The sequence below is a fragment of the Streptomyces sp. DH10 genome (assembly GCF_029813805.1).
Classification (GTDB): domain Bacteria; phylum Actinomycetota; class Actinomycetes; order Streptomycetales; family Streptomycetaceae; genus Streptomyces; species Streptomyces coeruleofuscus.
In genome coordinates, this window is record NZ_JARVKU010000018.1 from 56,018 (window position 1) to 71,225 (window position 15,208).

The window sequence follows — 15,208 nt, forward strand, 5'->3', positions numbered from 1 at the left end:
GCGAACAGCCATCGACCCACACGTGTTGGCTTCTAGGGAGGCCCTGATGAGCGACACCATCCGCACCGTGATCGTCGTCGGTTCCGGCCCCACCGGCCTGCTCCTGGCCGGTGACCTGGCCACCGTCGGCGTCCCCGTCACCGTCGTCGAGAAGCGCCCGCCCGGGATCAGCAACCTCTCCCGCGCGTTCGTCCTGCACGCCCGCACGCTGGAGCAGTTCGACGCCCGAGGACTGGCGGACGAAGTGGAGGCCGTCGGCCGGCGCCTCGGCCGGTTCCGCCTCTACGGCCGGCTCGGCCTCGACCTCTCCGCGCTTCCCTCCCGCTTCAACCACCTCCTCGTCCTTCCGCAGTACGAGGTGGAGAAGGCCCTGGAGCGGCGGGCGCTGGAGGCCGGGGTGCGGTTCCGCCACGAGACCGAGGTGACCGGGCTGACGCAGGACGCGAAGGGTGTGACGGTCGAGGTCCGCGGGCCCGGCGGCGACGCGGAGACGCTGCGCGCGGCGTACGTCGTCGGCGCCGACGGAATGCGCAGCACGGTGCGGAACGCCGTCGGGCTGCCGTTCCCCGGCCGTTCGGTGATCCGCTCCGTCATGCTCGCGGACGTACGGGTGACCGAGGAACCCGGGGAGCTGCTCACCTTCGACGCCGTCGGCGACGCCTTCGCCTTCCTCGTCCCCTTCGGCGACGGCTACCACCGCGTCGTCTGCTGGGACCGCGGCCGCGAGCTCCCCGACGACGCGCCGGTCGGGCTCGACGAGATCAGGGAGACCACGCGGCGTGCCCTCGGCCGTGACTTCGGCATGCACGACCCCCGCTGGATGTCCCGCTTCCACAGCGACGAGCGGCAGGCGCCCGCCTACCGGGCCGGCCGCGTCTTCCTCGCCGGTGACGCCGCGCACGTCCACACCCCGGCCGGCGCCCAGGGTATGAACACCGGCCTCCAGGACGCGGCCAATCTGAGCTGGAAGCTGGCCGCCGCCGTCAATGGGCACGCGGCCGACGCGCTCCTCGACACCTACCAGGCCGAACGGCACCCCATCGGCAGGGCGGTGCTGCGCAGCAGCGGCGGCATCGTGCGCGCCGCGATGGCCCGGCGGCCCTGGACGATCGCCCTGCGCACCGCCTTCGCCGCCTTCCTCGGCACCGTCGGCCCGGCCCGCCGCAAGGCGCTCGGCCAGGTCACCGGCATCGGCTACCGCTACCCCGCCCCCCGCGGCTCCCACCGCTTCACCGGCATGCGCGTCCCGGACGTCGACCTGGCCGGAGGCGGTCGCCTCCACGAGGCGATGCGGGGCGGCCGGTTCGTGCTGATCACCCCGGAGCCGTACAAGGCCGGGGCCGGCCGTGAGGACCGGCTGGCCGTGGGGCGCTGGGCGAGCGACCGCCGTACGACCGTGCTGGTGCGGCCCGACGGGTACGCGGCGTGGGCGGCCGACTCGGCGGACGCCCGGGCGATCGAGGCGGCCGTCGCGGCCCACGTGGGGTAGCGCCTCCGCGGGCCGGTACCGGCCTCGGTACCGGCCCGTCAAGTCACCGGCGAACGCGTCGGGCGCCGGTTCAGTCCTGCCGGTCCTCCGTCGTGCGGAGCAACTCCCTGAGCAGCTCCGCCAGCTGTCCGGCCTGATCGGCGCCGAGGCCGGACAGCGCCTCCGTCTGGACGGCGAGTCCGGCACCGACCGCCTCGTCGATCAGCTCCAGGCCCTTGTCGGTGAGTGTGACCTTCAGACCCCGGCGGTCGTGCGGGTCGGGGGAGCGGCGCAGCAGGCCGGCGCGCTCCAGCTTGTCGAGGCGGCCCGTCATGCCTCCCGTCGTGAGCATCAGCGTGGCCGAGAGCTGCCGGGGGGAGAGCGTGTAGGGCTCGCCGGCGCGGCGCAGGGTCGCCAGGACGTCGAACTCCCCGCGGCCGATCCCGAACCGCGCGTACGCCTTCTCCGTCCGTTCGCCCATCGCGCGGGAGAGCCGGTAGATGCGGCCGAAGACCTCCATGGCGGCGGTGTCGAGGTCGGGCCGCACCGTCGCCCACTGGTCGATGATCGCGTCGACGGGGTCCTTGCGCTGCTCGGGGCGTTCGCTCATGGCACGAGTATCCGGTGGCTCCGGGTCGCCCGCAAGAAAGTGGCTTGACGGCAAGTGGCTTAGCGCTAAGCTACTTGGCATTGACCTATCCAGAAGGGTGCGACTCATGCGTCCCCAGACCGCGCACCGCGCCACGCTCACCACGCTCACCGCCCTCGCCCCCGTCTCCTGGGGCACCACCTACGCCGTCACCACGGAGTTCCTCCCGCCCGACCGCCCCCTGTTCACCGGGCTCCTGCGCGCCCTGCCCGCCGGGCTGCTCCTGCTGGCTCTCGCACGCGTGCTGCCGCGCGGCGCCTGGTGGTGGAAGTCGGTGGTGCTGGGCGCGCTGAACATCGGCGCCTTCTTCCCGCTGCTGTTCCTCTCCGCGTACCGGCTGCCCGGCGGCATGGCGGCGGTCGTCGGCTCGGTCGGCCCGCTGTTCGTGGTCGGCCTCTCGGCCCTGCTGCTGGGGCAGCGGCCGTCGACGCGCACGCTGCTCACCGGGATCGCGGCCGCGTTCGGCGTCAGCCTGGTCGTGCTCCAGGCGGCCGGGGCGCTGGACGCGCTGGGCGTGCTGGCGGCCTTCGCCTCCACCGCGTCCATGTCCACCGGCACCGTGCTCACCAAGCGGTGGGGGCGCCCCGAGGGCGTCGGCCCGCTGGCCCTCACCGGCTGGCAGCTGACCGCGGGCGGCCTGCTCATCGCGCCCCTGGCCGTCCTCGTCGAGGGCGCGCCGCCCGCGCTGGACGGCCGGGCGGTCGGCGGCTACCTCTACCTCGCCCTGGCGAACACGGCGGTCGCGTACTGGCTGTGGTTCCGCGGCATCGGCCGCCTCACCGCCACCCAGGTCACCTTCCTCGGCCCGCTCTCCCCGCTGACCGCGGCCGTCGTCGGCTGGGCGGCGCTCGGCCAGGCGCTGACACCGGTGCAACTGGCGGGCATGGCGCTGGCGTTCGGGGCGACGGTGGCGGGGCAGATCGGGCCGCGGCGGAAGCCGTCGGGCCCGGAGGTGGTCAGGGGAACCTCCGGCGGGACGGTCCTCGGGTCTCCTGGAAGGAAGGTCCCGAAGGGCTCGACGGAGGTGACAGGTCAGGGCGTGACGGGTCAGGAAGTGGCAGGTCCGGCGCTGCGGCGGTAGGTCCCGCTCCCGCTCATTCCGCCGCCACGATTCGCTCGACCGCGGCCGCCACCAGCTGTTCCCGCTCGGCCTCCGTGAAGACGTCCGGCAGGGTGAGCTGCTCGACGATCAGCCAGTTCAGGGTCAGGATGAGCAGTTTGACGGCCATGGCGTCGCCGGGGAGGCCGGAGGCCTCGTGGTAGGCGACGTTGGCGTCGACGTCGGCCCGGACCCGTTCGGTGAGCACCTTGCGCAGCTCGGGGCGGCGGGTGGCCTCCAGCCGCAGTTCGAGCAGTGCGAGGTAGCCGGTGCGGAAGGAGGCGACGCGGCCGACGAGTTCGCGCATCAGCTCCACGTAGGTTTCCCGGTCGCGGCCGGCCGCGCGCTGGCGGGCGATGGTGGCCTCGTCGGGCTGGAGCCGCTCGTAGACACGGGCGCCGGCCTGGGTGAGCAGGTCGTCGCGGTTGGCGAAGTAGTTGGACGCGGTGCCGGTGGGTACGGCGGCCTCGGTGTCCACCGCCCGGAACGTCAGACCCCGTGCGCCTTCCCTGGCCAGCACCTCGATCGCCGCGTCGACGAGTGCGGCGCGCCGCTGTTCGTTCCGCCTGACCATTGACACCACTCCATCCGTAGTACTACGTTCAAACCACTTCAAGCAGAGTACTACATGTGGAGTTAACTGATATGCGAAAGCTCGTGTACTACGTCGCTGTCACGCTCGACGGCCGCATCGCCGGGCCGGACGGCGAGTACGACTTCTTCCCCGCCGGTGACGCACGGCAGACCGCCGCCTACAGCGCCTGGGCCAACAGCCTGTACCCCGAGACCGTCCCGACCGCCTACCGCGCCGCCGCCGGCCTCGCCGACGCACCCAACCGGCGCTTCGACACCGTCGTCATGGGCCTCGGCGCCTACCGCCCCGCCCTCGACGGCGGAATCTCCAGTCCGTACGCCCATCTGCGCCAGTACGTGGTCTCCAGCACGCTCAAGCCCGACATCGACCCGGCCGTCACCGTCGTACCGGGGGATCCGTCGGCCCTCGTCCGCGAGCTCAAACGGGAGGAGGGCACCGGCCTGGACGTCTGGCTCTGCGGCGGCGGCAAGCTCGCGGGCACGCTGCTGCCCGAGATCGACGAACTGGTGATCAAGAACTACCCGGTGGTCGCGGGCGCCGGCATCCCGGCCTTCGACGGCGCCTTCGACCCCACGGTCTTCGACGTCGCCGAACGCACCGCCTTCCCCAACGGCGTCACCCTCACCCGCCTCACCCGCCGCTGATCCGGAATCGGCGGGAGGAAATGCGTTCGCTCTCCGGGCGACCGCCCCTACCGGCGGCCCGTCCGGTTCGTCGTCAGCGCCCCGGACGGGCGGGAGATCGATCTTCATCCGCTGGTCTTCGCCGACGACGGTTCGGGGGAGCAGGCATCCCTCGAACCGGAGCGCCCGATCCGCTACCCCGCCTCGTGCTTCGTGACCGGAGCCATCGGGGGAACGCCTGTGCCGTGTCTGTCCGCCGAGCAGCAGGTCCACTTCCACCAGGGTTACCAGCCGACGGATCGCGATCGGCACGACATGGCGCGACTGCGCCGGGTGTTCGGATCGCCACACACTTCTGATCCAGGGCCGGCCCCGGCACGGACGAGGGGCTCCCGGCGCTGCGCCGGGAGCCCCTCATCGCCGTACGGTCGGCTACTGCGCCGCCGCGTCCGCCGCCTGCGCCCGCAGCGCACGCTCCACGCCCGCGCGAGACTCCGACACCAGCCGCCGCAGGGCCGCGTTCGGCTCGGCGGAGGTCAGCCAGGCGTCCGTCCTGTCCAGGGTCTCCCGGGAGACCTGGACCGTCGGGTAGAGGCCGACGGCGATCTGCTGGGCCATCTCGTGGGAGCGGGACTCCCAGATGTCCTTGACCACCTCGAAGTAGCGGTCCGCGTACGGGGCGAGCAGGTCGCGCTGGTCGGTCTGGACGAAGCCGGCGATGACCGCCTCCTGCACGGCGTTCGGCAGCTTGTCGGAGTCGACGACCGACGCCCACGCCTCCGCCTTGGCCTCCGGGGTCGGCCGGGCCGCGCGGGCCGTGGCGGCGTGGCGCTCACCGGCGGCCGTACGGTCACGGTCGTACTCGCCCGCGATCTCCGTCTCGTCGAACCGGCCCACCGCCGCGAGCCGCTCCACGAACGCCCAGCGCAGCTCCGTGTCGACGACCAGGCCCTCGATCGTCTGCGAGCCGTCCAGCAGGGCGTCCAGCAGGTCCAGCTGCTCGGGCGTGCGGGCCGTCGCGGCGAACGCGCGCGCCCACGCCAGCTGGTGGTCGCTGCCCGGCGCCGCCGCCCGCAGGTGCGCCAGCGTCGCGTCGGTCCAGCGGGCCAGCAGCGCCTCGCGGGCCGCCGGGTCGGCGTACAGGTCGACCGCCAGCTTCACCTGGCGGTGCAGCGACTGCACGACGCCGATGTCGGACTCCTTGCCGATGCCGGACAGCACCAGCGAGAGGTAGTCGCGGGCGGGCAGCTCGGCGTCACGGGTCATGTCCCAAGCCGACGCCCAGCACAGGGCGCGGGGGAGGGAGGACTCGAAGTCGCCGAGGTGTTCCGTGACGACGGCCAGGGACTGCTCGTCCAGGCGGACCTTCGCGTAGGACAGGTCGTCGTCGTTGAGCAGGATCACGGCCGGGCGGCGCTTGCCCACCACCTGCGGTACGGGCGTCAGCTCACCGTCGACGTCCAGCTCGATCCGCTCGTCCCGGACCAGCTTGCCGCTGTCCTCGTCGAGTTCGTACAGGCCGACGGCGATCCGGTGCGGGCGCAGCATCGGCTCGCCCTTGGCGCCGGCGGGCAGCGCCGGGGCCTCCTGGCGGATGGCGAAGGAGGTGACGACACCGTCCGCGTCCGTCTCGATCTCCGGGCGCAGGATGTTGATCCCGGCCGCCTGGAGCCACTTCTCCGACCACGTCTTCAGGTCGCGGCCGGAGGTCTCCTCCAGGGCGCCCAGCAGGTCGGACAGGCGCGTGTTGCCGTAGGCGTGGCGCTTGAAGTAGGCCTGCACGCCCCGGAAGAACTCGTCCATGCCGACGTAGGCGACGAGCTGCTTCAGGACGCTGGCGCCCTTGGCGTACGTGATGCCGTCGAAGTTGACCAGGACGTCGTCCAGGTCCCGGATGTCGGCCATGATCGGGTGGGTGGACGGCAGCTGGTCCTGCCGGTAGGCCCAGGTCTTCATGGAGTTGGCGAAGGTGGTCCAGGCGTGCGGCCACCGGCTCCCGGGCGCGTGCGCCTGGCAGGCGATGGAGGTGTACGTGGCGAACGACTCGTTCAGCCACAGGTCGTTCCACCACTCCATGGTCACGAGGTCGCCGAACCACATGTGGGCCAGCTCGTGCAGGATGGTCTCCGCGCGCACCTCGTACGCCGCGTCCGTCACCTTCGACCGGAACACGTACTGGTCGCGGATGGTGACCGCGCCCGCGTTCTCCATCGCGCCCGCGTTGAACTCCGGCACGAACAGCTGGTCGTACTTCTTGAACGGGTACGCGTAGTCGAACTTCTCCTGGAACCACTCGAAGCCCTGCCGGGTCACCTCGAAGATGGCGTCCGAGTCGAGGTACTCGGCGAGCGAGGGACGGCAGTAGATGCCGAGCGGGACGGACTGGCCGTCCTTCTCGTAGACGCTGTGCACCGAGTGGTACGGGCCGACGATGAGCGCCGTGATGTACGTCGAGATGCGCGGCGTCGGCTCGAAGACCCAGACGCTGTCCTGCGGTTCGGGCGTGGGCGAGTTGGAGATGACGGTCCAGCCCTCCGGCGCCCTCACGGTGAACTGGAAGGTCGCCTTGAGGTCCGGCTGCTCGAAGCTCGCGAACACCCGGCGGGCGTCCGGCACCTCGAACTGGGTGTAGAGGTAGGCCTGGTCGTCGACCGGGTCGACGAAGCGGTGCAGGCCCTCACCGGTGTTGGTGTACGCGCAGTCGGCGACCACCCGGAGGATGTTGCGGCCCTCCAGCAGGCCGCGCAGGGCGATCCGGGAGTCCGCGAAGACCTCGGCGGGGTCGAGGGAGTCCCCGTTGAGGGCCACCTCGTGCACGACCGGGGCCACCAGGTCGATGAACGAGTCCGCCCCGTTCTCCGAGACGTCGAAGCGCACCGTGGTCACGGACCGGTAGGTGCCGCCCTCCTGCGCGCCGGAGAGGTCGAGTTCGATCTCGTACGAGTCAACGGCGAGCAGCTTCGCCCGCTGCTGCGCCTCTTCGCGGGTCAGGTTTGTGCCAGGCACGCGGTCATCTCCTCGGTATGGGTGGGTTGCGCCATCTTTCCACGGCAGCTTCGCATCAGGCGACGACCTGGGCGTCGCCTAGGGTTACCCCTCGCCCAGTGAGGGCCCGGGCGAACTCCCACGCCTGGGCGCCGTAACGATCAGCACCCTGCCGGCCGTCGCGGCGGGGCTGGGCACGGTCGTGCCGCTGGTCTCGGCGGTGGTGCTCCGCGTGCGCGGCGGCCTGCCGCTCCCGGCCCTGCCTGCGGCCGTCGTACGGGCCGGGCGGCGGCCCGAGGCTGAGGCAACACGACGTCCGGATCCCGCCGGTCCGCAGGACGCGGGCGAGCAATCCTGATGAGCATGACGACGACGTACGCCGCACAGCCCATCGCCCCGCGCGTCCTGAAGGAACTGCGCACGACGGACGACGCGGGCCGCCCCGCGGTCCCCTTCACCGACACCGAGGGCGGCGCGGCCCTGCGTTGCTGCCTGCGCCGCGGCGAGCCGGGCGAACGCATCACCCTGGTGTCCTACGCCCCACTACGCCGCTGGGCGGCCGACAGGGGCGTCCATCCCGGCGCCTACGACGAACAGGGCCCCGTCTTCATCCACGCCGAGGAGTGCGCGGGCCCGGACGCCGACGCCGCCCTGCCCTTCACCAACGCCCACCGCACGGTCCGCCGCTACTCGGCCGAGGGGCACATCCTCGGCGGCCGGCTGGTCGAGGAGTCTGGCGACTTCGACGAGGCCCTCACGGAAGCGTTCGACGACCCGGCCGTGGCGCTCGTCCACGTCCGGGCCGTCGAGTACGGCTGTTTCCTCTACGAGGTGCGCAGGGGCTAGCCCTTCAGCTCGGCCGCCACCAGTTCCGCGATCTGGACCGCGTTCAGCGCGGCGCCCTTGCGGAGGTTGTCGTTGGAGACGAAGAGGGCCAGGCCGTTGTCCACCGTCTCGTCGCGGCGGATGCGGCCGACGTAGGACGGGTCGTTGCCGGCGGCCTGGAGGGGGGTGGGGATGTCGGAGAGCTCGACGCCCGGGGCGTCCTTCAGCAGCTCCGTCGCGCGCTCCGGGGAGATCGGGCGGGCGAAGCGGGCGTTGATCTGCAGCGAGTGTCCGGAGAAGACCGGGACGCGCACGCAGGTGCCGGAGACCTTCAGCTCGGGGATCTCCAGGATCTTGCGGGACTCGTTGCGGAGCTTCTGCTCCTCGTCGGTCTCGTTCAGACCGTCGTCGACGATGTTGCCCGCGAGCGGCAGCACGTTGAAGGCGATGGGGCGCTTGTAGACGCCCGGCTCGGGGAAGTCGACCGCCGCGCCGTCGTGCGTCAGCTTGTCCGCTTCGGCGACGACCTTCTGCGTCTGGCCGTGCAGCTCGGCGACACCCGCGAGGCCGGAGCCGGAGACCGCCTGGTAGGTGGCCACGACCAGCGCTTCCAGGCCGGCCTCCGCGTGCAGCGGGCGGAGGACCGGCATCGCGGCCATCGTCGTGCAGTTCGGGTTGGCGATGATGCCCTTGGGGCGGTTCGCGATCGCGTGCGGGTTCACCTCGGAGACGACCAGCGGGACCTCCGGGTGCTTGCGCCACGCGGAGGAGTTGTCGATCACGACGGCGCCCTGGGAGGCGACCTTTTCGGCCAGCGCCTTGGACGTGGCACCGCCCGCGGAGAACAGCACGATGTCCAGGCCGGTGTAGTCGGCGGTCGAGGCGTCCTCCACCGTCACGCCGTCCAGCTGCGTGCCCGCCGAGCGGGCCGAGGCGAACAGACGCAGCTCCGTGACCGGGAAGTTCCGTTCCGTGAGGATCCTGCGCATGACCGTGCCCACCTGTCCGGTGGCTCCGACGATTCCGACCCTCACGGTGACTCCCTCTCCTGCGTCTCTTCACGTGCTCGTTGCTTGGCCGAGGCTTTTCCATCATGCGGCCGACCAAGGCCCACCTGTCCACTTCTTTCCCCGGTCTGCCCGGAGAGTGGGACGACGTGCCCCGTTCCATGGTTGCGGACGTCCGGCGCCCGCCCCCGCTGAGCTGGAGAAATTCATCTGCCGGGGGGCATACGCCGCAAGGTCGCCTGCCCCTGTTGCTCCCGGCCACACGGGAGTGTGACGTACGCCTCTGTCCTCCTGTCACGCCCTTCCGGAAAAAAGACCGAACGTTCCGGGCCGTGCCGGCGTCATAGGAGAAACACGGCGAGGGGGGTGGCTTGTGCTGCTGCGCGGGAGGGCCCGGCGGGGCCGGGAGGCGCACGCCGGGACCGGTGACGATCCGCTGGACGCGGCACAGGAGCGCCGGGTGCGGGCGGTGCTCGCGCTCGGCGGAGTGCCGCAGGCGGACCTGCCGGACGGGGTGCAGCAGGTCCGCCTGCGGTTGCTGGAGCGGGCCGCGAGCGGCCAGGAGGCGCCGCGGGACGTCTCGGCGTGGGCGGCGGTCGTCGCCTCGAACCTCGCCATGGACTGGCACCGGGCCAGGCGCCGCCAGGAGCGGCTCGGGGAGCGGCTGGCCGCCCTGCGGCAACTGGAGCATCCCTCCGGCGAGGACACCAGCGTGCTGTCCGTCGCCGTCGCCCAGGGCCTGGACGAGTTGCCCGACGCCCAGCGGCAGGTCGTCGTGCTGCGTTTCTACGCCGACCTGCCGGTCCGCTCCATCGCCGAGCAGCTCGGCGTCCCGGAGGGCACGGTCAAGAGCAGGCTGCACACGGCGGTACGGGCTCTGCGCGCCCGCCTGCACGAGGACGAGGTGGTGTGACGTGACCGCCCGGAACGACGACGACCGGCGCGACGCCGAGTACGACGGCGTGGACGCGCTGATGGCAGCGCTCACCGACGACCCGCTGCCGGAGGGGGCCCGGCAGGACGCCTCCTTCATGGCAGCCCACCGAGCGGCGACCGCGGACGTGGCACTGCTGCGGGAACAGCTGCTGCTGATGGGAGACACCCTGGCGCACGAGACCGCGGCGGACGTGGCCGGACCCGAGGCCGGGCCACGGACTCGTCCGGAAGCGGCGGATCCGGCGGGACGAGCCCCGGCGACCGGGCCGGCGGACGGCCCCCGTGACGCGCACGCCGACGTGCCGGGCGCGGGCGGTGACCCGTCCGTGACGGTGCTGCCCGTGGGGTCCCGGGCGCATGGGGGGCTGTCCGGGCGGCGTAGTCGGCCCCGGGCCCTGCGTGTGGCCCTGCGCGGGCTCGTCGCTGCCGCGGCCGCCGGTGTCGTCGTAGGCATGGGCTGGCTTGTCGTGCAGGGCGATCACGAGTCGGCGGACGACACGGCGGGTAGCTCGGCCGCCGACAGCGCGGCAGGTCCGGCACGGAGCGAGGCCAGCGCCGAGCTCGGTCACGCCCGCTACCTCGCCTGCGCCCGGCTCGTGGCCGAGGGCACCGTCGCCGAGGTCGAACCCGTCCCCGGCACCGGCCAGGACCGCGTCACCCTGGACGTGGACCGCTACTACAAGCCCGCCAAGGGCCAGGACCGGATCGTCTTCCCCATGGACGAGGACGCCGAACCCCAGCCGCGCCCGGGCGACCGCGTGCTCGTCGGGATCACGCGCGGGCAGGCCCAGCCCGACCTGTGGAGCGTCGGGGAGAAGGCGATCGCCCCCGAAAGGGCCTGGATCACCGCCGCCCCGGCCAAGTCGGGGACGCGTCCCTGCGAGTGAGCACCGGGCGGAAACGCCGAGGGCGGGCGCCCGTACGGACGCCCGCCCTCTTGATGCCGTCGAACCGCTACGGCAGGACCTTCTCGATCTTCACACTGCCCACGCCCGCGGCCGTCCCGCGCGCGTTGACCAGCTGGACCTCGCCGAAGAACACACGCCCCTCGGGCGCGGCCGCCGCGGCGGTGACGCTGCCCGAGACCGTCGCCGAGTCGCCCGTGCCGAGCTTCACCGGCGCCGAACCGTCGACGGTGACGCTGCCGAGGGAGGGAGCGAAGAACACGTCCCGGTAGTCGTACTCGGTCGTGCCGGTCGGCACCGAGTAGCCGTCGACCTTGATGGTGTACTTGCCGGCGGCCGGGGAGGGGACGGAGACCGACTCCTCCGAGTCGCCGTCCGCGGAGCTGCCGACCTGCTTGCCGGCGGCGTCGTAGACCGCGAGGTCCAGGTCCGCGGCCGCGTCCGAGACACCGCCGATGGCGACGTCCAGCGACTTCGCGCCCGCGGGCACCTCGACCGTGGTGGTCTGCGTCTCGCCGTTCTTGATCGACGGCCGGGTCGTCTTCGAGGAGCCGAGCGAACCGCCCACCAGCTTGCCGTCGATCGCGGCGAAGCCGTTCGTCACCTTCCAGGAGGCGGCGGCCGGGGCGCCGACCTTCGCCTCGGGCACGGTCACGGTCTCCGGCTCGAAGGCCGCGCCGAGCACGGCGACGTCGAGCTTGTACGGGTTGTCGAGCAGCGGCGACGTACGGCGCGACTCGACCTCGATCTCCCACACGCCGGACTTCGGGTCCGCGTAGGAACGCAGGTCCGGGCGGCAGGTGTTGGCCGGGTTCGCGTAGTTCGGGTAGCAGTTGATCGTCGACGTCGGGTCGGACGGGACGCCGTACGGGTGGATGGAGATGAACCGGGTCTGGCTCTTGTCCTTCAGCCCGCTCATCGCGACCTCGAGCGTCTTCGCGCCCTCGGGCACGGTGACGTAGTAGTGCCGCGAGCTGTTGCGCTGTACCGAACCGGACGCCGAGAACGTGTACTTCAGCGGCGCGGCGACCACGACCGTGTTCAGGACCTGCCGGTCGATGCCCTCGGTCTTCGGGTCGTCGACCTCCAGGATCGCGCTCTTGATGCCCGCGGACTTCGGCGCGGCCTGGACCTTGACGGTGACCGGCTTGTTCAGCGGCAGCTTCACCTCGTCGGAGCCGACGATCCGGAACGTGCCGCCCGCGTTGTTCTCGAAGTGCAGCTCGTGCCGGACCGCCTTGGCGGCGCCGGACGTACGCGTGACGGTGATCTCGTACGTCTTCTTCTTGCCGGCCTTCAGGCCGCCCTCACGGTCGTACAGGCCCGTGCCGTAGCCGGGCGTCTTGAGCTTGTCGTCCATCGCGGTGTCGACCGGCGCCTTCACCGTGTACGCGTGGGAGGTCGCACCGTCGCGGATCGAGTCCCAGGCGTCCTCGATGTTCATCAGGCCCGCGCCCTCCTCGTACGCCTGCACACCCTTGATGTGGTCGGCGGTCGAGGTGAGGGCCGTGCGCAGCGTCGCAGGCGTGAGCTCGATCTTCTTCTGCTCGGCGGCCGACAGCAGCAGCGCGGCGGCGCCGGCGGCCTGCGGGGAGGCCATCGAGGTGCCCTGGAGCATGCCGTAGCCGGCCGGCAGGGAGTAGCCCGCCTCGGCGACCGGCTGGCCCGGCATCCAGGTCTGGATGGTGTTGATCGCCGCGCCCGGGGCGACCAGGGTCGGGGTGAAACCGCCGTCCTCACGCGGGCCGCGCGAGGAGAACGGCATCAGCGCGTACTTCTTCTCCACGACCGAGCCGTAGTTGGCGGCCCAGGTCTGCTTGGAGACGGACGCGCCGACCGAGATGACCTTGTCGGCCAGGGACGGGTCGCCGATGGTGTTGGTGCCGGGGCCGGAGTTGCCCGCGGAGATCACCAGCTGGACGCCGTAGGTGTCGATGAGGCGCGTGTACAGCTCGGCGCGCGCGTTGTTGCCGTCGTTCAGCGCGGGCAGGCCGCCGATCGACATGTTGACGATGTCGACACCGCGCTTGGTGACGAGGTCGATCATGCCCTCGGTGAGGGCGACGTTGGTGCAGCCGCCGGACCAGGTGCAGGCGCGCGAGGAGACCAGCTTGGCGCCCGGGGCGGCGCCGTCCATCTTGCCGCCGAACAGGCCGTTCGCGGCGGTGATGCCCGCGACGTGCGTGCCGTGCTCGGACTCGATGACACCGATGTTGACGAAGTCGGCCTTCGCGCCGGCGCCGTTGTAGACGACGTCCTTGCGGATCTCGACGACGAACGGCTGCCGCTCGGCGATGTCGGTCTTCGGGTCGTCGGTGCCGAAGTACCCGATCTGGAAGCCGTCCTTGTAGGGCTTCATCGCGGTGTCGTCGGCGAAGTCGAAGTTGTTGTTCAGGTCGACGCGGACCGTACCGGCGGCCGGGTCGTACAGCACGCCCCAGGAGTCCGTGGTGTCGCCGTCGCGGTTGGCGTCACCCGCGGCGTCACCGCCGGTGGTGTACGACTCCTTGAAGGTGCTCACCTGGTACGAGCCCGACGGCGCCTTCCAGGTCCTGCCGTCGTGCGTGAACGTGGGGCCCGAGACCGAAGTGTCCATCCGGCGCCAGGTGTTGTCGTTGTCGACGACCGGGTCCGTCGCCGTCACCCAGTCGACGATCTTCCGCTCGCCGGTCGTGGTCTTCTGGAGCGCCGGGTGGCCCAGGTCGACGCCGGAGTCCAGGATGCCGATGGTGATGCCGCGGCCGTCCGCCTTCGGGTGGTCCTCGACGAAGTCGACCGCGCCCGTCTCGAAGGACGGGTTGTACGGGTTCTCCGCCGGGGTCTTCTTCCCCGGTGCCGGGTAGGTCCCCGCGGCGGCCTTGGCGCCCTTGGCGGTGTCCGCGGCCGGCGTCGGGTCGTCCAGCGGGATCTCCTCGCGCAGGTCGATGCCGTGCACGGAGGAGAGCTTGGCGGCGGCGGCGATGGCCGAGTCCGCCCGGGACGTCGGGACGGTGGCGCGGACGTAGCCCAGCTTGTCGTCGGACCGGCCCACCGAGCCGCCCTTGACCGCGTCCAGCTGCCCGGCGACCTGCTCGGTCTGCCCGGGCGCGGTGGCGATCATCATCGTGACGGTCTTGTCGCCGTCCGCCTTCGCCTCGGCGAGCAGGTCCGCGTCGCCCGAACCGAGCTTGTGGTGCGCGGACTTGACCTCGGCGTCGGCCGGGGCGGACGCGCCCGGCTCGTCGGCGGCGAAGGCCAGGGGGACCGGCCCGGCCGCGGAGAGCGCGGCGACGAGACCGGCGGCCACGGCGACGCGCGCCACGCGTCTGCGGGCCGATATCAGGTCACGCTGGGGGGTGTTGGTCATCGGCATCCCTTGTAGGTAAAGGAACGAGCGGGAGCGACCGGGGGCCTGATCGGTCCTGGTCGCGACCGTCCGGAACGCAGGCCCGGACGATCGCACAGCTTTACGCAAGGTGAGGTTCTTTGGGGAGGGTTGACCGAAACGAAATGGATGTATGGGGAAAACCCGCGATGCGTTTTGCGGGCATGAGTCCCGAAGGCGGCGAAATCGGTTAACGTCCCGGAGTGAGACAGAAGTTGAGGGTGGCGGCCTACGCCGTATGCGTCCGTGACGGACAGATCCTGCTCGCCCGTTCCCCCGCCGCCGACGGCACCCCCGAGTGGGTCATGCCCGGCGGCGGCATGGAGCACGGCGAGGACCCCTACGACACCGTGCGCAGGGAGGTCGAGGAGGAGACCGGGTACCGCATCGAGGTCACCGGACTGCTCGGCGTGGACTCCTCCCACCGTGTCTTCCGCGAAGGCATCGGACGGGCCGTCGACCATCACGCCGTCCGCTTCGTCTACGAGGGCCGGATCATCGGCGGCGAACTGCGCAACGAGGTGAACGGCTCCACCGACCTCGCCGCCTGGCAGGACCTGGACGCGGTGCCCGGACTGGTCCGGGTGGGGATGGTCGACATAGCACTGCGCCTGTGGCGGGAGCGGCCGGTCACCGGGCGGCTCGCCGGCGTCATGGAGGACGCCGAATAGGTTCAGTACCCCGGAAGATGAACACCGCGTGACCGACTCCCGGCCGTTCCCGGAGCGGCCGACGACGCGCAGGGTAGTCCA

At 71.8% G+C, this 15,208-nt stretch carries 12 protein-coding genes and 1 pseudogene; 8 read left to right on the plus strand and 5 right to left on the minus strand.

From position 1 onward, the window contains the following. The first annotated feature begins 46 nt into the window (after positions 1-46). Positions 47-1,489: an FAD-dependent monooxygenase gene (locus tag QC385_RS31025; RefSeq protein WP_279544683.1), complete on the plus strand. Its 1,443-nt coding sequence runs from the start codon at positions 47-49 to the stop codon at positions 1,487-1,489. 70 nt (positions 1,490-1,559) lie between these two features. On the opposite strand, the gene QC385_RS31030 is transcribed toward QC385_RS31025, so the two are convergent. Next, positions 1,560-2,078: a MarR family winged helix-turn-helix transcriptional regulator gene (locus QC385_RS31030; RefSeq protein ID WP_279544684.1), complete on the minus strand. Its 519-nt coding sequence runs from the start codon at positions 2,076-2,078 to the stop codon at positions 1,560-1,562. 106 nt (positions 2,079-2,184) lie between these two features. Between QC385_RS31030 and QC385_RS31035 the strand changes: the two genes are divergently transcribed. Beyond that, entirely contained in the window at positions 2,185-3,198 is a 1,014-nt protein-coding gene (locus QC385_RS31035) for an EamA family transporter (RefSeq protein ID WP_279544685.1), read from the plus strand. 13 nt (positions 3,199-3,211) lie between these two features. On the opposite strand, the gene QC385_RS31040 is transcribed toward QC385_RS31035, so the two are convergent. Further along, entirely contained in the window at positions 3,212-3,790 is a 579-nt protein-coding gene (locus QC385_RS31040; RefSeq protein WP_279544686.1) for a TetR/AcrR family transcriptional regulator, read from the minus strand. A 71-nt stretch (positions 3,791-3,861) separates the two neighbouring features. Between QC385_RS31040 and QC385_RS31045 the strand changes: the two genes are divergently transcribed. Beyond that, a complete protein-coding gene (locus QC385_RS31045) occupies positions 3,862-4,455 on the plus strand; it encodes a dihydrofolate reductase family protein (RefSeq protein ID WP_279544687.1) in 594 nt (197 codons plus the stop codon). A 54-nt stretch (positions 4,456-4,509) separates the two neighbouring features. Next, a pseudogene (locus tag QC385_RS31050) lies at positions 4,510-4,793 on the plus strand (nucleotidyltransferase domain-containing protein); the annotation flags it as partial. A gap of 73 nt (positions 4,794-4,866) precedes the next feature. On the opposite strand, the gene pepN reads toward QC385_RS31050, so the two are convergent. Further along, the gene (pepN, locus tag QC385_RS31055) at positions 4,867-7,440 is read right to left on the minus strand and encodes an aminopeptidase N (protein ID WP_279544688.1); all 2,574 of its coding nucleotides are present in this window, start codon (positions 7,438-7,440) and stop codon (positions 4,867-4,869) included. Positions 7,441-7,782: 342 nt separating this feature from the next. On the opposite strand from pepN, the gene QC385_RS31060 reads away from it, so the two are divergent. After that, entirely contained in the window at positions 7,783-8,265 is a 483-nt protein-coding gene (locus QC385_RS31060; protein ID WP_279544689.1) for a DUF1203 domain-containing protein, read from the plus strand. Here QC385_RS31060 and QC385_RS31065 read toward each other — a convergent pair. Next, the gene (locus tag QC385_RS31065) at positions 8,262-9,278 is read right to left on the minus strand and encodes an aspartate-semialdehyde dehydrogenase (protein WP_279544690.1); all 1,017 of its coding nucleotides are present in this window, start codon (positions 9,276-9,278) and stop codon (positions 8,262-8,264) included. The genes QC385_RS31060 and QC385_RS31065 overlap by 4 nt on opposite strands. 349 nt (positions 9,279-9,627) lie before the next feature. Here QC385_RS31065 and QC385_RS31070 point away from each other — a divergent pair, with 349 nt between their 5' ends. Further along, positions 9,628-10,164, plus strand: coding sequence for an RNA polymerase sigma factor (locus QC385_RS31070; protein ID WP_279544776.1), 537 nt, complete (start codon positions 9,628-9,630; stop codon positions 10,162-10,164). A 1-nt stretch (position 10,165) separates the two neighbouring features. Then, positions 10,166-11,074: a hypothetical protein gene (locus tag QC385_RS31075; RefSeq protein WP_279544691.1), complete on the plus strand. Its 909-nt coding sequence runs from the start codon at positions 10,166-10,168 to the stop codon at positions 11,072-11,074. Positions 11,075-11,141: 67 nt separating this feature from the next. On the opposite strand, the gene QC385_RS31080 is transcribed toward QC385_RS31075, so the two are convergent. Then, complete coding sequence (locus tag QC385_RS31080; RefSeq protein ID WP_279544692.1) at positions 11,142-14,438, minus strand: S8 family serine peptidase; 3,297 nt, start codon at positions 14,436-14,438, stop codon at positions 11,142-11,144. A 221-nt stretch (positions 14,439-14,659) separates the two neighbouring features. Here QC385_RS31080 and QC385_RS31085 point away from each other — a divergent pair, with 221 nt between their 5' ends. Continuing rightward, entirely contained in the window at positions 14,660-15,127 is a 468-nt protein-coding gene (locus tag QC385_RS31085; protein WP_279544693.1) for an NUDIX hydrolase, read from the plus strand. Positions 15,128-15,208: the final 81 nt, after the last annotated feature.